This is a genomic window from Enterobacter sp. JH25 (assembly GCF_021725435.1).
Lineage (GTDB): Bacteria > Pseudomonadota > Gammaproteobacteria > Enterobacterales > Enterobacteriaceae > Enterobacter > Enterobacter intestinihominis.
Genome location: NZ_CP091319.1, coordinates 627457 through 648962, shown reverse-complemented (window position 1 = coordinate 648962; position 21506 = coordinate 627457). Strand labels below are relative to the sequence as shown.

General features: G+C 53.7%; 24 protein-coding genes, 3 tRNA genes and 1 pseudogene. 16 read left to right on the top strand and 12 right to left on the bottom strand.

The window, feature by feature from the left end; genetic code table 11:
* The first annotated feature begins 244 nt into the window (after positions 1-244).
* Complete coding sequence (locus tag L2Y28_RS03160; protein WP_022646986.1) at positions 245-1780, top strand: YjjI family glycine radical enzyme; 1536 nt, start codon at positions 245-247, stop codon at positions 1778-1780.
* Positions 1755-2615 carry a YjjW family glycine radical enzyme activase gene (locus L2Y28_RS03155; RefSeq protein WP_022646985.1) on the top strand — a complete coding sequence of 287 codons (861 nt, stop codon included), beginning with the start codon at positions 1755-1757 and terminating at the stop codon, positions 2613-2615. The genes L2Y28_RS03160 and L2Y28_RS03155 overlap by 26 nt, the downstream gene beginning before the upstream one ends.
* Here the strand turns inward: L2Y28_RS03155 and L2Y28_RS03150 are convergent.
* The 8 genes from L2Y28_RS03150 to L2Y28_RS03115 form a co-directional block, all read right to left on the bottom strand.
* Positions 2610-3392, bottom strand: a complete 783-nt coding sequence (locus L2Y28_RS03150; protein ID WP_022646984.1) for a TatD family hydrolase — start codon at positions 3390-3392, stop codon at positions 2610-2612. The two genes, L2Y28_RS03155 and L2Y28_RS03150, sit on opposite strands and share 6 nt — an antisense overlap.
* Positions 3389-4441, bottom strand: a complete 1053-nt coding sequence (locus L2Y28_RS03145) for a patatin family protein (RefSeq protein WP_022646983.1) — start codon at positions 4439-4441, stop codon at positions 3389-3391. The genes L2Y28_RS03150 and L2Y28_RS03145 overlap by 4 nt, the downstream gene beginning before the upstream one ends.
* A gap of 122 nt (positions 4442-4563) precedes the next feature.
* A complete protein-coding gene (locus L2Y28_RS03140) occupies positions 4564-4725 on the bottom strand; it encodes a DUF1328 domain-containing protein (RefSeq protein ID WP_003856556.1) in 162 nt (53 codons plus the stop codon).
* 125 nt (positions 4726-4850) lie between these two features.
* Positions 4851-5468 carry a molecular chaperone OsmY gene (gene osmY / locus L2Y28_RS03135; protein WP_022646982.1) on the bottom strand — a complete coding sequence of 206 codons (618 nt, stop codon included), beginning with the start codon at positions 5466-5468 and terminating at the stop codon, positions 4851-4853.
* Positions 5469-5772: 304 nt separating this feature from the next.
* Positions 5773-7362, bottom strand: a complete 1590-nt coding sequence (gene prfC / locus L2Y28_RS03130) for a peptide chain release factor 3 (protein WP_022646981.1) — start codon at positions 7360-7362, stop codon at positions 5773-5775.
* 92 nt (positions 7363-7454) lie between these two features.
* Positions 7455-8132, bottom strand: coding sequence for a pyrimidine 5'-nucleotidase (gene yjjG, locus L2Y28_RS03125; RefSeq protein ID WP_022646980.1), 678 nt, complete (start codon positions 8130-8132; stop codon positions 7455-7457).
* A gap of 19 nt (positions 8133-8151) precedes the next feature.
* Positions 8152-8595 (bottom strand): ribosomal protein S18-alanine N-acetyltransferase, encoded by a 444-nt coding sequence (gene rimI, locus L2Y28_RS03120; RefSeq protein WP_022646979.1) that lies wholly within the window; start codon positions 8593-8595, stop codon positions 8152-8154.
* On the bottom strand, positions 8564-8977 hold the full coding sequence (locus tag L2Y28_RS03115; protein WP_022646978.1) for a DNA polymerase III subunit psi: 414 nt from the start codon (positions 8975-8977) through the stop codon (positions 8564-8566). Before L2Y28_RS03115 ends, rimI begins: the two co-directional genes overlap by 32 nt.
* Before the next feature lie 102 nt (positions 8978-9079).
* Here L2Y28_RS03115 and rsmC point away from each other — a divergent pair, with 102 nt between their 5' ends.
* The 4 genes from rsmC to L2Y28_RS03095 all read left to right on the top strand — a co-directional run bounded on the left by rsmC (position 9080) and on the right by L2Y28_RS03095 (position 10572).
* Complete coding sequence (gene rsmC, locus L2Y28_RS03110; RefSeq protein ID WP_022646977.1) at positions 9080-10108, top strand: 16S rRNA (guanine(1207)-N(2))-methyltransferase RsmC; 1029 nt, start codon at positions 9080-9082, stop codon at positions 10106-10108.
* Positions 10109-10252: 144 nt separating this feature from the next.
* Positions 10253-10339, top strand: a tRNA-Leu gene (locus L2Y28_RS03105).
* 28 nt (positions 10340-10367) lie between these two features.
* Positions 10368-10453 (top strand) — tRNA-Leu (locus L2Y28_RS03100).
* Positions 10454-10485: 32 nt separating this feature from the next.
* Positions 10486-10572 (top strand) — tRNA-Leu (locus L2Y28_RS03095).
* A 41-nt stretch (positions 10573-10613) separates the two neighbouring features.
* Here the strand turns inward: L2Y28_RS03095 and L2Y28_RS03090 are convergent.
* Positions 10614-10883 carry a DUF1435 domain-containing protein gene (locus tag L2Y28_RS03090; protein WP_026080652.1) on the bottom strand — a complete coding sequence of 90 codons (270 nt, stop codon included), beginning with the start codon at positions 10881-10883 and terminating at the stop codon, positions 10614-10616.
* 216 nt (positions 10884-11099) lie between these two features.
* Between L2Y28_RS03090 and L2Y28_RS03085 the strand changes: the two genes are divergently transcribed.
* Together L2Y28_RS03085 and fhuF are read left to right on the top strand one after the other, a co-directional pair.
* The gene (locus tag L2Y28_RS03085; RefSeq protein WP_022646975.1) at positions 11100-12164 is read left to right on the top strand and encodes a GGDEF domain-containing protein; all 1065 of its coding nucleotides are present in this window, start codon (positions 11100-11102) and stop codon (positions 12162-12164) included.
* 95 nt (positions 12165-12259) lie between these two features.
* A complete protein-coding gene (fhuF, locus tag L2Y28_RS03080; RefSeq protein WP_022646974.1) occupies positions 12260-13048 on the top strand; it encodes a siderophore-iron reductase FhuF in 789 nt (262 codons plus the stop codon).
* A 77-nt stretch (positions 13049-13125) separates the two neighbouring features.
* Here the strand turns inward: fhuF and L2Y28_RS03075 are convergent.
* Positions 13126-14471, bottom strand: a pseudogene (locus L2Y28_RS03075) (PTS sugar transporter subunit IIC).
* Positions 14472-14799: 328 nt separating this feature from the next.
* Here L2Y28_RS03075 and L2Y28_RS03070 point away from each other — a divergent pair.
* On the top strand, positions 14800-15258 hold the full coding sequence (locus L2Y28_RS03070) for a YbaK/EbsC family protein (protein ID WP_022646971.1): 459 nt from the start codon (positions 14800-14802) through the stop codon (positions 15256-15258).
* A 37-nt stretch (positions 15259-15295) separates the two neighbouring features.
* Here the strand turns inward: L2Y28_RS03070 and bglJ are convergent, their stop codons facing one another.
* Positions 15296-15931: a DNA-binding transcriptional activator BglJ gene (bglJ, locus tag L2Y28_RS03065; RefSeq protein ID WP_032623373.1), complete on the bottom strand. Its 636-nt coding sequence runs from the start codon at positions 15929-15931 to the stop codon at positions 15296-15298.
* Positions 15928-16665, bottom strand: a complete 738-nt coding sequence (locus tag L2Y28_RS03060) for a response regulator transcription factor (RefSeq protein WP_022646969.1) — start codon at positions 16663-16665, stop codon at positions 15928-15930. The genes bglJ and L2Y28_RS03060 overlap by 4 nt, the downstream gene beginning before the upstream one ends.
* A gap of 389 nt (positions 16666-17054) precedes the next feature.
* Between L2Y28_RS03060 and L2Y28_RS03055 the strand changes: the two genes are divergently transcribed.
* From L2Y28_RS03055 to L2Y28_RS03025, 7 genes are all read left to right on the top strand, one after another.
* On the top strand, positions 17055-17831 hold the full coding sequence (locus L2Y28_RS03055) for a threonine/serine exporter ThrE family protein (protein ID WP_022646968.1): 777 nt from the start codon (positions 17055-17057) through the stop codon (positions 17829-17831).
* Complete coding sequence (locus L2Y28_RS03050; RefSeq protein ID WP_032621429.1) at positions 17822-18295, top strand: threonine/serine exporter; 474 nt, start codon at positions 17822-17824, stop codon at positions 18293-18295. The genes L2Y28_RS03055 and L2Y28_RS03050 overlap by 10 nt, the downstream gene beginning before the upstream one ends.
* Positions 18296-18339: 44 nt before the next feature.
* Entirely contained in the window at positions 18340-18792 is a 453-nt protein-coding gene (locus tag L2Y28_RS03045) for a MarR family winged helix-turn-helix transcriptional regulator (protein ID WP_022646966.1), read from the top strand.
* 84 nt (positions 18793-18876) lie between these two features.
* A complete protein-coding gene (locus tag L2Y28_RS03040; protein ID WP_003856578.1) occupies positions 18877-19305 on the top strand; it encodes an organic hydroperoxide resistance protein in 429 nt (142 codons plus the stop codon).
* Positions 19306-19434: 129 nt separating this feature from the next.
* Positions 19435-19980, top strand: coding sequence for a primosomal protein DnaT (dnaT, locus tag L2Y28_RS03035; protein ID WP_022646965.1), 546 nt, complete (start codon positions 19435-19437; stop codon positions 19978-19980).
* Positions 19977-20714, top strand: a complete 738-nt coding sequence (dnaC, locus tag L2Y28_RS03030; RefSeq protein ID WP_003856580.1) for a DNA replication protein DnaC — start codon at positions 19977-19979, stop codon at positions 20712-20714. Before dnaT ends, dnaC begins: the two co-directional genes overlap by 4 nt.
* 84 nt (positions 20715-20798) lie before the next feature.
* Positions 20799-21281, top strand: a complete 483-nt coding sequence (locus tag L2Y28_RS03025; RefSeq protein WP_022646964.1) for a DUF2501 domain-containing protein — start codon at positions 20799-20801, stop codon at positions 21279-21281.
* The last annotated feature ends 225 nt before the right edge of the window (positions 21282-21506 follow it).

Here is a 21506-nt window from a genome sequence, read left to right as displayed (position 1 = left end):
GCCGTATAAATTTTACCTTGCGGGTCTGTGAGTATTCTAACATTCACCCGCATCCACACTTCGACATTCATCACAGTTAATGAAAACTGTGTGCAAATTTGCATTACTGTAATGAGATCTTCTTCAAACTTTCATGCGTCAACCGCCGACAAAAACAGCGATACCCCCTGTCGGATCAAAAGCCCCGGCAGGCTGGCTTCTTACAATTCGTTCACCATCCGCAGAACCCTCAAGGAAGTTGAACATGCCCGACGCCCTGCAACAACGTTGCCTGCACATTGTGACCAGCCCGGTGTTAACCCCGGAACAAAAACGTCATTTTCTGGCGCTGGAAGCGGAGAACAATCTGTTCTATCCCGCTCTGCCAGAGGCGGCCCGCGCCGCGCTGGACGAGGGATACATCTGCGACATGTTCGAAGGTCATGCGCCTTACAAACCGCGGTACGTGCTGCCGGACTACGCTAAATTTCTGGCTAACGGCTCAGAATGGCTGGAGCTGGAAGGGGCGAAAGATCTGGATGATGCCCTCTCACTGCTCACTATCCTTTATCACCATGTTCCGTCCGTCACATCGATGCCAGTCTATCTGGGTCAGCTCGATGAGATACTCAACCCATATGTTAAAATTCTAACACAGGATGAAATCGATAGCCGAATAAAACGTTTCTGGCGTTACCTGGACAGAACCCTGCCCGATGCCTTTATGCATGCCAATATCGGCCCGGCGGATACGCCCGTCACGCGTGCTATTTTGCGAGCGGACGCAGATCTGAAGCAGGTCGCGCCGAACCTGACCTTTATTTACGACCCGGACGTCACCCCTGACGATCTGCTGCTGAGCGTGGCGAAAAACATTTGTGAGTGCAGTAAGCCGCATATTTCCAATGGCCCGGTGAATGATAAAATTTTCACAAAAGGTCGTTATGGCGTGGTGAGCTGTTACAACTCCCTGCCGCTGGCGGGCGGCGGCAGCACGCTGGTGCGCCTTAACCTGAAAGCGATTGCGGAGCACAGCCGCTCACCGGAAGACTTTTTCACCCGTACCCTTCCCCACTACTGCCAGCAACAAATCGCGATCATTAATGCGCGCTGCGATTTTTTATATGAACAATCCGGCTTCTTTGAGAATAGCTTCCTGGTGAAAGAGGGGCTGATTGATGCCGATCGTTTTGTACCGATGTTTGGCATGTACGGTCTGGCCGAAGCGGTAAACGTGCTGTGCGAGAAAGCAGGCATTACGGGACGGTACGGTAAAAACGAGCAGGCCAATGCGCTGGGTTACCGCATCAGTGAACAGCTGGCGGCGTTCGTTGAAAACACGCCGGTGAAACACGGCTGGCAGCACCACGCGATGCTGCACGCGCAGTCAGGGATCAGTTCTGATTCAGGCACCACGCCGGGGGCGCGTCTGCCGTACGGTGACGAGCCAGATCCCATCAGCCACCTGCTGGCCGTAGCCCCGCACCATAAACACTATCATTCGGGGATCAGCGATATTCTCACCCTGGATGAGACGGTTAAACGCAATCCTCAGGCGGTGGTGCAGCTGTGCCTGGGAGCGTTCAACGCCGGTATGCGTGAGTTCACCGCGAATGTGGCCGGAAACGACCTGGTGCGCGTCACCGGGTATATGGTGCGGCTCTCCGACCTGGAGAAATATCGGGAGGCCGGCTCGCGCACCAACACCACCTGGCTCGGCGAGGAGGCCGCGCGCAATACCCGTATTCTGGAACGTCAGCCACGCGTGATAAGCCATGAACAGCAGATGCGCTTTAGTTAGTCAGGTTATTCCCTTCTCCTGCGTGGACGGGCCGGGCAGCCGCCTGGCGCTGTTCCTCCAGGGCTGTAACCTGCGCTGCAAAACCTGCCACAACCCGTGGACCATCGGGCGCTGCAACGACTGCGGCGACTGTGTTCCCCACTGTCCTCATGATGCGCTGACGATTCAGGCCGGGCGCGTCTGGTGGCAGGAGAGTCACTGTCAGCAGTGCGATACCTGCCTGCACCTGTGTCAGCAGCAGGCGACGCCGATGGCGCAGCGATACAGCGTCGAGGAGATCCTCTCACGGATCCGCACGTCCGCGCCGTTTATTGAGGGCGTGACCGTCAGTGGGGGTGAGGCCACCACGCAGCTGCCGTTTGTGGTTGCGCTGTTCACCGCGATCAAAGCCGATCCGTCCCTGCGCCATCTGACGTGCCTGGTGGACAGCAACGGCCTGTTAAACGAAACCGGCTGGCAAAAGCTGTTACCGGTGTTTGACGGCGCGATGGTGGATCTGAAAGCCTGGGGCAATGAACATCACCGTTTTCTGACCGGGCGTGAAAACACGCTGATCAAGCAGAGCATCCGCTGGCTGGCCGATCGTCATCGCCTGACGGAGCTGCGCCTGCTGGTGATCCCCGATCGGTGTGATTATCTGCAACATTTGTCATCGCTGACCGCTTTTATCCACGCGTTGGGGAACGTTCCGGTGCGGATCAACGCGTTTCATGCCCATGGGGTTTACGGGGAGGCGGCGCGATGGCGGAGCGCCGCGCCGGAGGACATCGAGCCGCTGGCGCAGGCCCTGGAACGGCAGCAGATCACGGTGATCCGCCCGGCCCTTTATCTATAGCGTGATGCCGAAGACTGCGCGAGTATTTTCCAGCAGCGCGCTGGCAATCACATCTTCAGGCTCCTGACGCAGCTCACACAGCACATCAAAAACGCGCGCCGCCTGCTCCGGGCGGTTGGGCTGGCCCTGAAAACCATTGAGCGGCATGTCAGGGGCATCCGTTTCCAGCAGGAGCGAAGACAGGGGGAGCTGCGCCATCACATCCCGGGTTTTGCTGGCACGCGGATAGGTGATAGTGCCACCGACACCAATTTTATAGCCCAGCTCGATAAAACGCTGCGCCTGCTGAAGGCTTCCAGCGAAACCATGGACCACGCCCCTGCGCGGCACGTCGATGCGCTTCAGGTGCATCGCCAGTTTGTCATGGGTGCGCCTGGAGTGGAGGATCACCGGCAGATCGTGGCGCTTTGCCAGCCGGAGCTGCGCATCCAGGATCGTCTGCTGGCGTTCAAACTGCGGATCTTCACGATAGAGATCGAGGCCGATCTCACCGATGGCAACCAGCTTCGTATCCGCGTTTTGCAGCGTGGCATCCAGCCTGTCGAGATGGTCATCAAGATGGTGCTCAATCACGATCGGATGCAGACCCAGCGCGGCATACAGCGCATCGTGACCCTGGGCAAGCGCCAGGACTTTCTCGAATCTCGCCGCTTCAATAGCGGGCACAATAATGGCTCTCACACCGGCCTCAGCCGCACGCGCAATACTTGACGTTTCCTCCCCGCTAAACGGCGGGAAATCAAAGTGGCAATGGGTATCGATAAAAGAGTGCGTCACGCCAGGTCCTCGTTATCGAGTATGCCGTCGTTGGCCTGCGGCGCGTCCACCAACGGCATCGCCACCGCGTCATTGGCCACACTAGCGGGTGGCAATATGATGCTTTTATGCCGATGAAGAGGCGGTTGCTCGGCCAGCATTTTCCCGATGGTCGCCAGGAAGTATCGCCCGCATAGCCGCCCCGTTTTGTAATCCATACGCAACGCAGGCAGCCGACTGCCCAGCGCCATGCTCAGCAGCGGCTTCGGCGGGTAAATTTCAAAGATGCGCAGCTTGCCCGGTGGTTTTTCAATAAAACGCTGCATCGCGCCGTAGGTGGTTTCATGCTGCTTCGCGATATTCACCAGCGGTTGCAGGCTGCTGTCGCCCAGCCAGCGTTCCATCCGCTTAAACCACTGTGGGGTGTAATACATCTGAGAAGGCACCGTGCGGATCACCACAATGGTTTTCGCCCCGCGCCGTGCGGCCTCCTGTACCGGCACCGCGTCGCTGATACCGCCGTCAAGATAGTTTATCCCCTCCAGCAGCGCGCCGGTACGGTAGAAACCCGGGATCGCGCTGGAAGCGCGAATGATATCCAGCCAGTTCTCTTTCTGCGGCGAAAAGTAACCCGGTGAATAGTCATCGCCACGGCTGGCGCACATCCAGAACGCTTTGCCGGTATCGAACAGTCGTGACGCGGTATCCATGGCCAGCGGCATCTGGCTGGAGGTGGCATCCAGTAACCAGTCGAGATCGATCAGGTTCCCGCCGCGCACGAAGCGTACCGGATTGAAGAATTCTTTGGAGGTGGTGTAGCGCATAATCACTTTGCGCGCATAGCCGGGCTGGTTGCAGACATAGGCGGAGAGGTTCTGCGCCCCGGCAGAGGTACCGAAGTAGAGATCGAACGGGTTGAATTGCGCGCGCATAAATTCGTCGAGTACGCCGGCGGTGAAAATACCGCGCTGCCCACCCCCTTCACAGACCAGCGCAAGCTGGCCTGCATGAAACGGTTTTAACGTCAGCGGCGCAATATTGCCGAGCGTCACGGGAATTCGTTGCCCCACCTCTGCCTTCCTGTTTTCATTATTTTGATGAGACACAGTAACGCACATTCCCGATGGTTCTCAAACGAGAAAAAGCCAGTCACGAGGACTGGCTTGAGTTTGTTTAATAACTATTGCGTTTGCTACGGGCGACGTCGACCCGTAAACAGGCTGACCAGGAACAGAATAATACCGACGACGAAAACAATTTTCGCTGCCCATGCCGCGGTACCCGCCAGTCCACCAAAGCCCAATGCGGCGGCAATTAACGCGATAACCAGAAATATAATGCCCCAACGAAACATAAGCCTCTCCTTTACCATAGTTAATGTCGGCCGCTAAACGTGAGCGCTCAGGTCACTCACCGGCTTTTCCAGAGTCGTTTTTATTTCGCCCGCGGTTTTCAGCCAGACGGGCGAGTGGTACTGCTTTACTTCGTTTTCAGATCGTTTTTGACGCTTTTCACACCATCAATAGCTTTCGCAATTGACTCGGCACGATCGCTTTGTGCTTGGTTCTCAACCGTACCGGACAGCTGGACCACGCCATCGGTGGTTTCAACTTTCACCATACGGGATGGCACGATGTCGTCAGCTAACAGTTTAGCTTTGATTTCGCTGGTAGTTGCTGCATCTCCGGCATAGCCCTTCACCGACGATTCTTTGCTGTCACGTACGTGCAGTTTGTCGCTTACAGAGCTTACGCCCTCAACGCCTTTCGCTACTTTAACGGCCTCTTCAGCCTGGGTCTGGCTTTCAACGAAACCGCTCAGAGTGACAACCTTGTTGTCGGTTTTAACAGAAATATCGGTGCTCTTAATGGATTCATGATCCACCAGTGCGGCTTTCACTTTTGCTGTGATAGAGCTGTCATCCATGAAATTACCGACTTTATTCATAGAGCTATCGATTTTTTCCCCTGCGGTATTAGCGGTATTTTGCGCTTTATCCATGGTGCTGGATTCCGCCAGAGCAGAACCGCTTACCAGGACACTACCCAACGTTACGGCCAGCAGAGTTTTAGAAATCTTCAGTCTTGTCATATTCATCGATTTATTCCTGTGTTTTGCCCGTTATTTGGGCGACATACTTCCCTAAATCTTGGTTTTATATATTGCGAATTAACACACGGGCGAAATGGAGAACCAGTGGACATGCATTGAACAGTTAATTCATCCACGCCCGGTGCTAAACACTGAGTTAAATATAGATCACAATCAGAGGGGTGCATTCAGAATTGGGGAAAAAACGAACGAATAGCGAAAAATTACGTTGAATTAAGAACATTCCGCAAGGGTTTAATAACACTGGAATTAAAGAAGAGCACGGCGGCTGCCGTGCTCTGTGAGGGAATTAATGCTCGCGCGTTTTGCGGAACTGAACGTCGGGATAACGTTCCTGCGTCAGGTTCAGGTTAACCATAGTCGGGGCGATATAGGTCAGATTATCGCCACCGTCCAGCGCCAGCTGAACTTCGTTCTTACGCTTAAACTCTTCGAATTTCTTCACGTCTGAACATTCAACCCAGCGCGCGGTCGCCACGTTCACCGATTCGTAAATCGCTTCCACGTTGTACTCGCTCTTAAGACGGGCAACTACCACGTCAAACTGGAGCACACCCACCGCGCCCACGATCAGATCGTTGTTGGCGATAGGGCGGAACACCTGTACAGCCCCCTCTTCCGAAAGCTGGACCAGGCCTTTCAGCAGCTGCTTCTGCTTAAGCGGATCGCGCAGGCGAATGCGACGGAACAGTTCCGGCGCGAAGTTCGGGATACCGGTGAACTTCATCATCTCGCCCTGCGTGAAGGTATCGCCGATCTGAATGGTACCGTGGTTGTGTAAACCAATGATGTCACCCGGATAGGCTTCTTCCACGTGGGAACGGTCGCCCGCCATGAAGGTCAGCGCGTCGGAAATCACTACGTCTTTACCAATACGCACCTGACGCAGCTTCATGCCCTTTTCGTACTTACCGGAAACCACGCGCATAAAGGCGACGCGGTCACGGTGTTTCGGGTCCATGTTGGCCTGAATTTTAAAGACGAAGCCGGAGAACTTCTCTTCCTTCGCTTCTACTTCGCGGGTGTCGGTTTTACGCGGCATCGGCTGCGGGGCCCACTCAACCAGACCGTCGAGCATATGGTCAACGCCGAAGTTGCCGAGTGCGGTACCGAAGAAGACCGGGGTAATGTCACCGCTCAGGAACAGTTCTCTGTCGAACTCGTGAGAGGCGCCTTTGACCAGCTCAAGCTCATCGCGCAGTTGCGCGGCCAGCTCTTCACCGACAGCGGCGTCCAGCTCCGGGTTGTCCAGCCCTTTCACGATGCGGACTTCCTGAATAGTGTGGCCCTTACCGGTCTGATACAGGTAGGTTTCGTCTTTATAGAGGTGGTAAACCCCTTTGAACAGCTTGCCGCAGCCAATCGGCCAGGTGATTGGCGCGCAGGCGATTTTCAGCTCGTTTTCCACTTCATCCATCAGCTCCATCGGATCACGGATGTCACGGTCGAGTTTGTTCATAAAGGTAAGGATCGGCGTATCGCGCAGACGAGTGACTTCCATCAGCTTGCGGGTACGATCTTCAACACCTTTCGCGGCGTCGATCACCATCAGGCAGCAGTCCACGGCCGTCAGGGTACGGTAGGTATCTTCGGAGAAGTCTTCGTGCCCCGGGGTGTCCAGCAGGTTCACCAGGCAGTCATGATACGGGAACTGCATCACGGAGGTGGTAATCGAAATACCACGCTGCTTTTCCATCTCCATCCAGTCGGATTTAGCATGCTGGCTGGAGCCACGGCCTTTAACGGTACCCGCGGTCTGGATCGCCTGTCCGAACAGCAGCACCTTCTCGGTGATGGTCGTTTTACCGGCATCCGGGTGCGAGATAATGGCAAAAGTGCGGCGTTTGGCCACCTCTTGCAGATAAGGAGACAACGTCATAATCAATTCTTCTTAGGTAAGCGCGGCAGCAGGCCGCGCATCATGGAATACGAAAAATGCGGCTATTTTACCCATCAACAGGGGGCAGGCAATCATTGTTTACACAGGAGCTGCTCCAGTTCGTTCAATGACGTTACGGTCCAGGTCGGCTCGATGCCTTCCGGCAGCGTGCGGCCATGCGCATTCAGCCAGACGGTCGACAGGCCCGATCTCATACCTCCCAGAATATCAGATTCTGCCGTATCCCCCACCATCAGCACGCGATCGCGGTCAGGATTGCCCGCTTGCGCCAGCGCATAATCGAAAATACGCGGATCCGGCTTCGGCACGCCTACCTCTTCGGAGATCACCAGCGCGTCGAAATGATCGCGCAAGCCAGTGCGTTCAAGGCGGATCTGCTGAAGCGCGGTAAAGCCGTTGGTAATGATCCCAAGCTTCACCTTCCCTTTCAGCGAATCCAGCAGAGAAACGGCGCCGGGCAGCGGCGCGCAGATATCCGCCATCGCATTCAGGAAGGCCTCGTTCAGCACCCCAGGACTGATGTTTAACCGTTCAGCCCAGACGTCAAAACGCTGATGCTGAAGCTGTAACGCGGTGATGGCTCCGTTCTGGTAATCCACCCACAGCGGCTTGTTCACCGCCTGATAGTCCTGAAAATCTTCCGCGGTGAACGTCACGCTATAGTCGAGAAACATCCGCTGTAGGCCGCCGAACGAGTCAAACGTAAACAGCGTTTCGTCGGCATCAAAGAAAATCCAGTCCCATTTCATCGTTACAACCTTATTTTCGTTATCCAATCGGCAGAGCCATGATAATGGCGTCTTCACGTCCCTCTGCGGTGGGGTAGTAGTTACGGCGGATAGTCGCCTCGTTGAAGCCTAAGCTTTCATAGAGCGCGATGGCGGCGACATTGGACGCGCGCACCTCCAGCCACAGGGTGAAAACGTCACGGGTTTCCAGCTCACGAATGAGGTGCTCAAGCAGATCCCTGCCCAGCCCGCGGCGCTGGTAAGCGGGATCGACCGCGATATTAAACAGCGTCGCCTCGTCCAGAACGACCTGCGTGATGGCGAACGCGGCCATCGCACCGTCAACGTCCAGGCGGAGATTTAAATAGCGTTCGCCCTGATTGCTGGCAAACGTCTTTTCGCTCCACGGAAAGGCATGGGCGCGTGTTTCAATCGCGAACGCGGTGGCCAGGTCAGCCGTCGTGAGGGAAGAAATCGTGTTCATATTCGCAAATTTGTTGCCATAGCGCGCTACGCGCTTTTGGGTTGGCTTTCAGTTCGTCCAGCGCTGGCGAGCTGATCTGGCTTCCTTCAAGAGGTAGCTCATCCACCGCCCCGATTCGCCAGCTGTTACAGCGGCTGTCAGGGGGAAGCATCGCGACGCTTTCGGGCGCCAGCTGTAATACCTGATCGTTTGTCACCTTCAGGGTGCGAAGGACATCCTCAATCAGGGGTTCGTTCAGGGCAGGCGGCGCTTCTGCCACCATCACCAGGCGGACATGCGCAGGGATGGAGATGGCTATTTCGCCCCGCAACGCCGTCGGGCGACGCAAAGCCCACTGGGTGATGCCCAGCTGCTGCAACTGCCAGTCTCGTCGGGATGTCATAGCGAAAACTCCTGTCTCTCAGGCGCGCAAATATAGCAAATGTGTCGAAACTGCGCCATCTACCTACTATAATCCCCGCCTGAGTTTATTGAGGAACAATTCATGTCTGCATTTACCCCGGCAAGTGAAGTCTTGCTGCGTCACAGTGATGATTTCGAAGAAAGCCGTATTCTGTTTGCCGGAGATATGCAGGATGACCTGCCCGCACGTTTCGACTGTGCTGAAAGCCGTGCCCACACCCAATACTACCACCACTGGCAGGTACTGAGCCGCCAAATGGGCGAGCGCGCACGCTTTAGCCTGGTGGCGGAGCAGAGCGATATTGCTGACTGCGATACGCTCATTTACTACTGGCCGAAGAACAAACCGGAAGCCCAGTTCCAGCTGATGAACCTGCTTTCTCTGCTGCCGGTCGGCTGCGATATTTTTGTCGTCGGTGAGAACCGCAGCGGGGTGCGAAGCGCAGAGCAGATGCTCGAAGGCTACGCGCCGTTGACGAAAATCGACAGCGCCCGACGCTGCGGCCTGTATCATGGCCGTCTGGAAAAACAGACCACTTTTGATGCCAACACCTTCTGGGACGAGTACCAGCTTGACGGCCTGACCATTAAAACCCTGCCGGGTGTGTTTAGCCGTGACGCGCTTGATACGGGCAGCAAGCTGCTGCTGTCCACCCTGACGCCGCACACCAAGGGCAAGGTGCTGGATGTCGGCTGTGGCGCGGGCGTGCTGTCAACGGTTCTCGCCAGCCACTCACCAAAAGTGCGTTTAACCCTGTGTGACGTGAGCGCCCCGGCGGTAGAAGCCAGCCGCGCCACGCTTACTGCGAACGGCATTGAAGGCGAAGTGATCGCCAGCAACGTCTTCTCCGACGTGACCGGTCGCTTTGACATGATCATCTCTAACCCGCCGTTCCACGACGGGATGGAAACCAGCCTTGAAGCGGCGCAAACGCTGATCCGTGGCGCAACCCGTCACCTTAACAGCGGCGGTGAGCTACGTATTGTGGCGAATGCCTTCCTGGCGTATCCGAAAGTGCTGGATGAAACCTTCGGCTTCCACGAAGTGATCGCCCAGACAGGCCGCTTTAAGGTGTATCGCACCGTGATGACGCGCCAGGCGAAAAAGTAATTCCCCTGCCCGGCGATGGCTGACGCTGCCATCGCCCATTTTTGCAGCAATCAAAACAACGTGCGCAATTTTCTGTTGACGTAAAGCTGAAAACATCTAGAATGCGCCTCCGTGGTTACGATACTTTTACAGTGTCGATGGTATGCGAAGGTGGCGGAATTGGTAGACGCGCTAGCTTCAGGTGTTAGTGTCCTTACGGACGTGGGGGTTCAAGTCCCCCCCCTCGCACCATAAATCACGTTGATATTGCTCGCACTGGGCGAAGGTGGCGGAATTGGTAGACGCGCTAGCTTCAGGTGTTAGTGTCCTTAGGATGTGGGGGTTCGAGTCCCCCCCCTCGCACCAACGAGGCGATATCAAACCAGTAAGATGACTGTGCGAAGGTGGCGGAATTGGTAGACGCGCTAGCTTCAGGTGTTAGTGTCCTTACGGACGTGGGGGTTCAAGTCCCCCCCCTCGCACCAATTATCTTACATCCCTTCAGCAGTACCTCTTTTTTTCCCTTTTATTTCAAACTCATCAGAATCACCAGCAGTCCACTGATTAGCGCAACGCATGATGGCAACAGCACGTAATGCCGTAACTGTTTGTGCCAGATCATCGCGGATGTCACCAGCAAGCCCGAAACAATCATTGCTTTCCAGACATCAATGGGAAGATCGGCAAACATCAGCCCACCGATAATGGAACCAGGCAGCAATATTCCCCACCCACTTCCCAGCGCTTTGCTCAACATGGTTTCACCTCTCGCACTGATAATGATAACCAGTATCATATGATAGTAATTATCACTTGTCAGCATGCGACGTAAGAAATTGCGCCAGCAATTGCTTTCCCATAATGACAGAGAATGTGTAAGGTGATAAATTGCCCACCTGTTAACTTCCGATAACGTTTTTCTGATAATAAAAATTCAATTTTGTAGCGACCAATAATACATAACAACACCTTGCTCATTGTTTTAATTGAGTTTTAATAAAAACGCACGCATATGACATCACAATCCTGGCTGTCCTTAGTCAACAACAAATATCAGCTTTCTTTACGTTTATTTTTATTTCTGAACGCTGCATCAGCATTGTTCTCGGTAACAAACCCTCTCTATTCCGTTCGTGTGTTATCAGTCCCCCTGTTTGCCGTATTGACTGCCAGCACTGGCTTACTTATCTGGCACTGGAAAAATAGCACGCGAAAAATAAATATCCCTGCTGTTTCAGCTATTTTTGGGTTTTTATGGGCATGGCAGATCGTCTCAAAATTTCTGTTAATAACGCACGATCACGCAACCTATTTAATGATGGCGCTATTAACAGTGCTTTTTATAGGGTCTCTGGCTTTCGCCAGTAATATTAAAGCCTTTACGTTACATTCATTTCCCGCTTTTATATCCTGCCTGTGGCTTAGCCCGTCCGAAAACTGGCTGAGAATGGCCTATTTTTTCGCGCTGCCGGTGGTCGCCATTGGTATCCATCATGTTCTTCAGCGGCGTAATGACCGTTTCGCCCAGGAGCTGCTTTCCGAACTGCTCGAAGAGCGTGAAACCCTGACCGATCTCAGCATGATGGACCCGCTCACCGGCCTATATAACCGTCGCGGGCTGCAAAGCCGGCTTGAGAACCTCCCCAGGCCTGACGCTGGCGAGCACTTTGTGCTGCTGATGGATATCGACCATTTCAAAGCCTACAACGATCATTACGGCCATATGATGGGCGATCAGGCCTTGATCAGGGTCTCGGCTGCGATCCGCGACGCCGTGCGCTCACGCGATGTTGTCGCCCGGTTTGGCGGGGAAGAATTTATGGTGCTGTTAAGTAACATCCCACTGGAGCAAGCGCGCCAGACAGCTGAACGCATACGTCAGAAGGTTTACGATCTCAAAATCCCCCACATGTTTAACGAAAGCGTCGCCACTAACGTGACCATCAGCATTGGCATAGCCATGTTCGAAGGTGAAGACGTTGATGGCGCACTGGCGAAAGCCGATAAAGCCCTCTATGAAGCCAAGCATATGGGACGCAACAGCATTCTGCTGAGCGACGAGCTTCATATCGCCTGAAACCGCCTTCACAGCGCCAGGATAAAACGCTTGCGCTCGGTTTTATCTATAGTTAGGATTGGCAATCATTATCATTTAGATTTGTAATCCACACTATGGCGACTCGTACCGCACACATCGTTGAGCCACTGCTCTGGCGAGCTCCACTCTCCGCCGGAGAAACGACGCTTGCGGATGCCATTCGGGAAAAAATCGCCGTAACACGCGCCCATCTGCTGGATTTCATCAAACTGGATGAAGCACCGCCGCATCATGCTCTGACGCTGACTCAGTGGCAACGACCTGCCGAGCTGCGGTCACTGCTGGCAACCTATTCCGACCATATTTATCGTAACCAACCGACGCTGGCGCGGGAAAATAAACCGCTGCTTTCCCTCTGGGCACAATGGTATATCGGGCTGATGGTGCCGCCTGTCATGCTGGCCCTGTTGACCCAGGAAACGATGCTCGATCTCTCGTCGGAACATTTCCACGTCGAATTCCATGAGACCGGACGCGCCGCCTGTTTCTGGATTGATGTACACGAAGATCCGAGCGCGAGTCACCTGTCAGCGCAGGCGCGTATGGAACGACTGATTACAAGAGCGCTGGTTCCGGTCATTGATGCGCTGGAAGCGACGGGGGAGATCAACGGCAAACTGATCTGGAGTAATACCGGGTATCTTATCCACTGGTATTTAACGGAGATGAAGCCGCTGCTCGGCGACGAGAAAGTGGATGCGCTGCGTCAGAGCTGTTTCTTTGCCAGACAGCTGTCGGATGGGCGGGATAACCCTCTTTACCGCACCGTGGTTCCGCGTGAGGGACTTCTGGTGCGTCGTACCTGCTGTCAGCGCTACCGTCTGCCGGATGTCCAGCAGTGCGGCGATTGCACGCTTAAGTAGTCTGGCCCTGCCTGAAACTCGCAGAGAGAGGGAGCAAACACTAAAAACGGCAACCTGCGTTGCCGTTTTGCTTTTATCTAGGCTACCTGCTGATTTTCCTCTTCCCCATTACGCTGTGCTTCTTCCGCTTCCTGCTGAAGCAACTGTTTCTCGTACACCTTGAAGAACGGGAAATAGATAATGGCGGAAACGCAGGCCAAAACCAGCACCAGAATGGCTGCACGGAAATCCCAGCCCAGCGCCCAGGCGGCACCAACCGGAGCCGGTGCCGTCCACGGCACAACGGAAATCACGCGGCCAATCAGATCAAACTTCATCGCTGCCCATGCCAGTACGGCATTGACCATCGGCGCCAGCAGGAAAGGAATAAAGAACACCGGGTTCATCACAATCGGCGTACCAAAAATCACCGGTTCATTGATATTGAAAATGCTTGGCACCACGCTCAGACGTCCAATGGAGCGCAGGTGCGCGGAGCGGCTACGCAGGTAACAGAACACCACCCCATCGTCGCTCCTGACCCACCGATCACAATAAAGAACGTCCAGAAGGCTTCCATAAAGATGTGTGGTAAAGGCAGGCTCGCCGCCAGCGCGGTCTGGTTCGCCCCCAGGTTCGTCAGCCAGAACATTTGCAGCATACCCGAGACAATCGCTGCACCGTGGATCCCGGCAAACCACAGCAGGTGGCCAATCAGCACCGCCAGCAGGATCGCTGGTAGCGAGTCCGCCGCAGAGACCAGCGGTTTGAATATCGACATGATGGCCTGTGGGATCAGCATACCGAACTGCGACTGGATCAACAGACTCAGCGGATAAAGCGTCAGCACCACCACCAGCACCGGGATCAGCAGGTCAAACGAGTTTTTGATCATCGGCGGAACCTGGTCTGGCAGGCGGATTCCGATATTGTGTGCTTTCAGGAAACGCATCATCTCAACGCAGTAAATCGCCACCAGGATCGCGGTGAAAATCCCGGTCCCTCCAAGGCTATCAACCGGTAAGGCGCCTTTGGTTTTAGGGGCGGCGACCAGCAGGAACGCCATCAGCGACAGCATCGCACACATGAACGGATCCAGCTGATGGGTTTTAACGTAATGTTTGCCCAGGTTGTAGGCGATAGCCGCACAGATATAGAGGGACATCACCCCCATCGTCATATCAAACGGCGTCAGAATTTGACCTTCAAACTGCTTCGCCATATCCAGCCAGGCGCGAGCAAAGCCCCAGGTGGTATCTGGCGAAAAAGGTGGGTAAGCGAACACTAATAAAAACGACCCGACAATCATAAACGGCATTGCCGAGATGAACCCGTCACGAATCGCCATAACGTGACGCTGGGAAGAGATGCGCCCGGCAATAGGGCTGACATAATTTTCAACGAAGCGGAAAATCAGATTAAATGCAGCATGGTTGGCAGACATAGCAGATCTCCTGTCAGACGTTCGTTTCGGACGTTCTCACGTCACACGTTGTTCCATACATCAGCGTCACAACCTTGCCGGATCGTGTACCTGCGGTACTGCTCAAACGGAATGGTTTCATAATTAGCTCTTATTATTAGATACAGGGGAAGTTACACACTCAGTATTAATCTCTGCATCACGCTCTGCAACCGGTTACTGTAACCGGTTTCTGTGAATGTGAAGGCGATCCAGAAATCGCCCCTGACGGATATTTGTTACTTAAGGGATATTTACAGCGACTAAATTCTTATGACAGATTACGGAAGATATTTGTCAGGAGGAATCAATGAGTTTGCAGTCTGTACAGCAGTTTTTCGCCGAACACGCTCCGGATATAGAAATCATCGAGCTTAACCAAAGCACAGCGACTGTTGCCCTTGCTGCTGCCGCGCACAATGTTGAACCCGGCCAAATTGCCAAAACGCTGTCACTGAAAATTAAAAATGATGTGATTCTGGTGGTTGCAAAAGGCGATGCGCGTCTGGATAACAAAAAGCTCAAAGAGACATTCGGCGCAAAAGCCCGCATGCTCAGCTGCGATGAGGTAGTAACCCTGACGGGTCATCCTGTTGGCGGCGTCTGCCCTTTTGGACTGGAAAATCCGCTCTCTGTTTACTGTGACATCACTTTAAAACAGTACGCTGAAGTGTTACCCGCAGCGGGCGCCATCCACAGTGCGGTGCGTATATCGCCCGACAGAATGGCGGAACTGACCGCAGCAAAATGGGTTGATGTCTGTATTTGAACGTTGCGCCAGAAAAATTCTGGCGCATCACTTAACACTACGAGAAAGAAGGAACGGTGAGAGCGGAACGGCGTATTTCCCTGACCGGGAGATGCGCCAGGATATCTGCCGCATCCAGTAATCCCACATCAGAATTGACGCCCAGTTTTACCATTGCGTTAAACTTATGCGCCCGGATGGTTTTGATATTGCGTTCAAGCTGTGCCGCAATTTCAGGGATCGAAAAACCCGATGACATATATCGCAGAATCGCCCTTTCAGTTGGGCTTAGCATACGATGCTGGCTCACACACCAGTGATTGTACACGTAGTCGTTCACGTGATGCGTTTCGCTGAGTAGCGTCTCCAGCCCCTCCATTAACTGCTTCAGCGGAACCGATTTACTGATAATTCCATGTAAGCGAGAAGGCGAAAGATGGCTGACCAGTCTCGCCTCCATTTCATCAGAGGCCAGCACGATACGCTTGACGTCGCTGTGGGTAAAGGTGAGATCCCGCAAACAGGCTAGACAGTTTCGCCGCTCCTCACGCTCATCGGACAATGAATAAATTACGGCAAAGAATGAGATTTCCGAGAGCGCCGCTTTGAAGCTGTCAAATCTGGCAAACAGGTGCACCTGGTAATGGCTCAGGGCGGGCATCGCAAAAAGATGCTTCAGACCCATAGCGCTCATTGAGCAGCTTTCGATGACGGCGATATGTTTTGTTGCAGTGGTCTTTTCCATTCCTCAAACTCTCCATAAGCCGACATTAAACTGAGTTCTCGCATTCCTTGGGTACTGCTTATCCACGCGTACATATCGGCATTACTGCGAAGTGATAAGCGACGCATTGCACTGTTTTTCTGTGCACTGATCGTTTTATTACTTTTATTAAGTAGCGTGGCTATTTGGTTGATTCCCCAACCTTTACCTAACAAACGCAACACCTTGCGTTCAGAGTGGGTAAGCGCAATCATTTGCTCACTCTCCTCTTCAATATCAGGATTTTCCGGTATCAATAACGTCTGGCTTATTCGCTCGGCACGTTCACTCCCCGCGCGAATAGCGTTAATTACGCCTTCAATGGGTTCCATATCCGAAAGCAGCGTGCTTTCCGGACGCATAAGAAGCTCTACTGCAAGTGGATAAAGGGGGCGCGAAACGAGGAATATCCAGTGAATATCCCGGTACTGATTCATTAACCCATAATATTGCTCAAGCGTGCCGCGTGGATTACGATACTCACCCGAAATATCGGCAATAACGACCCCAGCGCGACGCAATTGTAATAACGTCAACTCCTGCATCGAACGGCAGTACGTTATCTCAAAATCGGGAAAATGACGCGACATGACGCCACCTAACCCATTTTGCATAACCGGTACTCTGCTGATCACCACTCCGTGTTTACCATTCAATGGCAACATAGACCCTCCCTGTCATGAATTCTTTATTTAAGAACGAACTAACCCTGCAAGGTTAAACACGTTTGCATTCCGAAGTACAAACGGGTTAATACTCGCAAAATAGAACAAATATCACATGGGTTAAGAAACGCCCAATACAGGCCTAATATCGCATAAAGACCATTTAAATTTAATTCAAATTGCGTGAAAAGATCGAAAATATGAAATTAGAAATACTTAATATATTGTTTTTATAAATCCTAATTTCACATTCATTAAATAAATAACAATGCTGTCTTTCCTCCGCCCCCATCGCGCCACTGATCGCACAAATGTTGATCTGGCCCAGCGCAAAGGGCCCTGCACTTTGTGTTAAAAGTAAGCAATCTCTCTTCTCTTCAGGGCGTTTCATGCAGGCAGATCGGTCTACGCAACGTGCCACCACGCGGCTATGTATTCAGTGCGGGCTTTTTCTCTTACAGCACGGCGCAGAAAGCGCCCTCGTCGAAGAACTCTCCACACGCCTTGGGCTGGCGCTGGGGATGGACAGCGTTGAGAGTTCCATCTCGTCAAATGCCATTGTGCTGACCACCATTAAAGACGGACAGTGCCTGACCTCCACCCGTAAAAATCATGACCGCGGCATTAACATGCACGTCGTGACGGAAGTGCAGCACATCGTGATCCTTGCTGAACACAAGCTGCTCGATCTCCGGGAGATAGAAAAACGTTTCAATCAAATCAAACCCCTCCGGTATCCGCGCTGGCTGGTTGTGCTGATGGTGGGACTGTCCTGCGCCTGCTTCTGCAAGCTCAACGCGGGCGGCTGGGACGGCGCTATCGTGACCTTCTTTGCCAGCAGCATCGCAATGTATGTCCGCCAGCTGTTGACGCACAGACAGCTACATCCGCAAATTAACTTCTGCATCACGGCATTTGTGGCGACAACCGTATCCGGCCTGCTTTTGCGCCAGCCCTACTTCGCCAGCACGCCTACTGTTGCGATGGCCGCCAGCGTATTGCTGCTGGTGCCAGGTTTTCCCTTAATTAATGCCGTCGCTGATATGTTCAAAGGCCATATCAACACCGGTCTGGCACGCTGGGCGATAGCCAGCCTGCTGACGCTGGCGACCTGTATCGGGGTGGTAATGGCCATGACACTCTGGGGGTTACGCGGATGGGCGTGATGGATTTTATGCTCGCACTGGCACAGGACATGCTCTTGTCTGCCCTTCCCGCCGTTGGTTTTGCGATGGTGTTTAACGTCCCACAGCGTGCATTACCCTGGTGTGCGCTGCTGGGTGCCATTGGCCACGGCTCTCGTATGATCATGATGACAGCGGGCTTTAATATTGAATGGTCGACGTTTATCGCCTCCATGCTGGTTGGCAGCATCGGTATTCAGTGGTCCCGCTGGTATCTGGCGCACCCGAAGGTATTCACCGTGGCGGCAGTAATTCCTATGTTCCCGGGCATTTCAGCCTATACGGCGATGATCTCCGCCGTCAAAATCAGCCATTTTGGCTACAGCGAACCCCAGATGATCCTGCTCCTGAGCAACTTCCTTAAAGCCTCGTCGATCGTGGGTGCGCTCTCCATCGGCCTGTCGATCCCCGGCTTATGGCTTTACCGCAAACGTCCACGCGTATAATAAAATCGCTTGCAATTGTATCGTGCACTATCTATATTCATTTCATGGACGCAAAAACGAACGACACCACCAACGCGCTTCTGCTGGATAACCAGCTCTGTTTTGCCCTCTATTCGGCAAATCTGGCGCTTAACAAGCTGTACCGGCAACTGCTGGCGCCGCTTAACCTGACCTACCCGCAATACCTGGTGATGCTGGTGCTCTGGGAACAGGATGATATTACGGTGTCAGACATTGGCGAGCGGCTGTTCCTGGATTCCGCCACGCTGACTCCCCTGCTGAAACGCCTGGAAAGCGCAGGATTGATCCTCCGCCAGCGTTCCCGTCAGGATGAGCGTCAGGTCGCCGTCACCCTGAGCGACGCGGGTCGGGCGCTGCAACAACAGGCCGTGACGATACCCCACGCCGTGGGCTGTGCAGCGCAGTGTGATACCGACACCATGCTGGCGCTCAAGCAACAGCTCGAAAGTTTGCGCCAACAGCTGCATCGCGCGTAAGGCTGTACTTTACGCGTCTAATTTTAACTTAAAACATCGCGCGCTATTTAATAGCGAATATAAACGTAAGATGAGGAACCTGCCATGTCTTTAGAAAAAGTTGTCTACACTGCCAAAGCCAAAGCAACCGGAGGCCGTGATGGCCGCGCCACGTCTTCCGATGGCGTTCTGGATGTCAAACTGGGTGTGCCAAAAGAGATGGGCGGCATGGGGGGTGAAGTAACCAACCCTGAACAGCTGTTCGCTGCGGGCTACTCCGCCTGCTTCCTGGGCGCAATGAAGTTCGTTGCGGCACGCGATAAATTCGCTCTGCCAAAAGACGCCTTTATTGAAGGCGAAGTAGGGATCGGCCCGCTGCCAACCGGTTTTGGTATCGAAGCGAAGCTGAACATCCACGTTGAAGGGATGGACGCAGCGGAAGCCAAAAAACTGGTGGATGCGGCGCACATCGTCTGTCCGTACTCTAACGCGACGCGCGGCAATATCGACGTGACGCTGAACATCATCGCGTAACCAGCCCCTGTGATTTTAGCCCCGGTAAGCGTAACGCCACCGGGGAAATCCTCTCCTCTCCTTTCCTCCCCTCTCTCTGTGCTACCATAACCCTCAATCACGCCCGTAGTAATCAGTTGAGAAAGTGTTATGTCCTCCAGAATTCTGACCACCAGCATTGCTGGCATTGATGCCTTTATGCGCGATCCTCGCGGTGTGTTGACGCACGCCGAAGGCGGCACGCTCGCGGTATTTGCCGACAACGCCCCGGCGTTTTATGCGGTCACGCCGGAACGTCTGGCGCAGCTTCTGGAAATTGAAGCGAAGCTGTCGCGCCCGGCGAGCGATGTCATGCTGGATAATCAGTTTTTTGACGAACCCGCCAGCGCCCCGGTGGCCGTTCCAATGGGGAAATTTCCCATGTACGCCGGTTGGCAGCCGGACGCCGATTTTCAGCGGCAGGCGGCCTTATGGGGAATAGCCCTCTCGCAGCCCGCAACACCGGAAGAGCTGGCAGCCTTTACCGCATACTGGCAAGCTGAAGGAAAAGTCTTCCACCATGTTCAGTGGCAGCAAAAATTCGCGCGCAGTCTGCAAATCAACCGCGCCAGCAACAACGGCCAGCCAAAACGTGATATCAATGCTTTTTCAGAACCGGACAAAAAAATCCCTGATGGATTCCGAGGTGCGAAATGAAAAACGTCGGCGACCTGATGAAACGTTTGCAGAAGATGATGCCTGCCAACGTGAAGCCCGCCTTCACCACCGGTGAAGAGCTGCTGGCATGGCAAAAAGAGCAGGGTAAAATTCGCGCGGCTGCCCTCGCCCGCGAAAACCGCGCGATGAAAATGCAGCGCACCTTTAACCGCTCGGGCATTCGCCCTCTGCACCAGAACTGCTCCTTCGAGAATTATAAGGTCGAGTCTCAGGGGCAGATGAACGCCCTTAACCAGGCACGCCAGTACGTGGATGAATTTGACGGCAACATCGCCAGCTTCATCTTTAGCGGAAAACCCGGCACCGGGAAAAATCACCTCGCCGCCGCTATCTGCAACGAGCTGCTGCTGCGCGGGAAGTCAGTGCTGATTATCACCGTGGCCGATATTATGTCCGCCATGAAAGACACCTTCAGTAATCGCGAAACCAGCGAAGAACAGTTGCTGAATGATTTAAGTAACGTGGATTTGCTGGTCATCGACGAGATCGGTGTCCAGACGGAGTCCCGCTACGAAAAAGTGATCATCAACCAGATTGTCGATCGCCGTTCGTCGTCAAAACGCCCAACCGGTATGTTGACGAACCACAATATCGACGAGATGACCCGACTTCTTGGCGAGCGGGTGATGGATCGCATGAAGCTGGGTAACAGCCTGTACGTCATCTTCGACTGGGACAGCTACCGCAGCCGCGTCACCGGCAAAGAGTATTAAGATATTTCCAGGGAGCGCCGGAAGAGCAGAGGTATATACTGAACCCACTTCTGGCCCAAAACGGACCTTGTTGAGTAAATCATTATGAAAAAACAATTTCTTATCAGCATCCTTACTGGCGCCCTGCTGGTGACTGGCGCAGCGCAGGCCGCATCATGGCAGGAGTCGCTCTCCAGCGCAGCAAGTGAGTTAACCAAAGAGAGCGGCACGTCCCAGGGCGGGCTGTCAGCCTCGTCCCTCACCGGCCTGCTGGGCAACAGCTCCCAAAGCCTGAGTGCCGGAACGATGAACAACGCCGCGGGTATTCTGGAATACTGCGCGAAGCAGAAACTGGCTTCCGTCACCGATACCGAAAACATCAAAAACCAGGTGTTGGGTAAACTGGGTCTGGACACCCAGGAGCAGAAAGCGGACACCAACTATATGGACGGTATTCAGGGCCTGCTGAACGCGCAAAATGGTCAGCAGCTGAACCTCAGCACCCTTGGAAATTCATCTCTGGCGAAACAGGTGAAAACGAAAGCCTGCGATCTGGTGCTGAAACAAGGCGTTAATTTCCTCTCCTGATCGTCCCCCTTTTTCTGCCAAAACACGCCGCGTTTATTACATTAGTCTTATACCGCGGCGTGAAGTGCGTTTTTTTACCCCCTGACACCACCTCAGCCTCCGTATGCCACGATGCGACTGTATTCAAAAATCCGATTTTATAAACCAAATCCTAACAACAGCACACTTTCGTGACACTAAAATTGCAGCTAAGCGACATCGCAATTACATTGTATTACCCAAAAA

Bases quoted from the DNA above. Each gene is read 5' to 3' on its own strand.
- L2Y28_RS03160 (WP_022646986.1), top strand. From the start codon at position 245: ATGCCCGACGCCCTGCAACAACGTTGCCTGCACATTGTGACCAGCCCG.
- L2Y28_RS03155 (WP_022646985.1), top strand. From the start codon at position 1,755: ATGAACAGCAGATGCGCTTTAGTTAGTCAGGTTATTCCCTTCTCCTGC.
- L2Y28_RS03140 (WP_003856556.1), bottom strand. From the start codon at position 4,725: ATGTTTCGTTGGGGCATTATATTTCTGGTTATCGCGTTAATTGCCGCC.
- osmY (WP_022646982.1), bottom strand. From the start codon at position 5,468: ATGAATATGACAAGACTGAAGATTTCTAAAACTCTGCTGGCCGTAACG.
- prfC (WP_022646981.1), bottom strand. From the start codon at position 7,362: ATGACGTTGTCTCCTTATCTGCAAGAGGTGGCCAAACGCCGCACTTTT.
- yjjG (WP_022646980.1), bottom strand. From the start codon at position 8,132: ATGAAATGGGACTGGATTTTCTTTGATGCCGACGAAACGCTGTTTACG.
- rimI (WP_022646979.1), bottom strand. From the start codon at position 8,595: ATGAACACGATTTCTTCCCTCACGACGGCTGACCTGGCCACCGCGTTC.
- L2Y28_RS03115 (WP_022646978.1), bottom strand. From the start codon at position 8,977: ATGACATCCCGACGAGACTGGCAGTTGCAGCAGCTGGGCATCACCCAG.
- rsmC (WP_022646977.1), top strand. From the start codon at position 9,080: ATGTCTGCATTTACCCCGGCAAGTGAAGTCTTGCTGCGTCACAGTGAT.
- L2Y28_RS03090 (WP_026080652.1), bottom strand. From the start codon at position 10,883: ATGATACTGGTTATCATTATCAGTGCGAGAGGTGAAACCATGTTGAGC.
- L2Y28_RS03085 (WP_022646975.1), top strand. From the start codon at position 11,100: ATGACATCACAATCCTGGCTGTCCTTAGTCAACAACAAATATCAGCTT.
- fhuF (WP_022646974.1), top strand. From the start codon at position 12,260: ATGGCGACTCGTACCGCACACATCGTTGAGCCACTGCTCTGGCGAGCT.
- L2Y28_RS03070 (WP_022646971.1), top strand. From the start codon at position 14,800: ATGAGTTTGCAGTCTGTACAGCAGTTTTTCGCCGAACACGCTCCGGAT.
- bglJ (WP_032623373.1), bottom strand. From the start codon at position 15,931: ATGAGCGCTATGGGTCTGAAGCATCTTTTTGCGATGCCCGCCCTGAGC.
- L2Y28_RS03060 (WP_022646969.1), bottom strand. From the start codon at position 16,665: ATGTTGCCATTGAATGGTAAACACGGAGTGGTGATCAGCAGAGTACCG.
- L2Y28_RS03055 (WP_022646968.1), top strand. From the start codon at position 17,055: ATGCAGGCAGATCGGTCTACGCAACGTGCCACCACGCGGCTATGTATT.
- L2Y28_RS03050 (WP_032621429.1), top strand. From the start codon at position 17,822: ATGGGCGTGATGGATTTTATGCTCGCACTGGCACAGGACATGCTCTTG.
- L2Y28_RS03045 (WP_022646966.1), top strand. From the start codon at position 18,340: ATGGACGCAAAAACGAACGACACCACCAACGCGCTTCTGCTGGATAAC.
- L2Y28_RS03040 (WP_003856578.1), top strand. From the start codon at position 18,877: ATGTCTTTAGAAAAAGTTGTCTACACTGCCAAAGCCAAAGCAACCGGA.
- dnaT (WP_022646965.1), top strand. From the start codon at position 19,435: ATGTCCTCCAGAATTCTGACCACCAGCATTGCTGGCATTGATGCCTTT.
- dnaC (WP_003856580.1), top strand. From the start codon at position 19,977: ATGAAAAACGTCGGCGACCTGATGAAACGTTTGCAGAAGATGATGCCT.
- L2Y28_RS03025 (WP_022646964.1), top strand. From the start codon at position 20,799: ATGAAAAAACAATTTCTTATCAGCATCCTTACTGGCGCCCTGCTGGTG.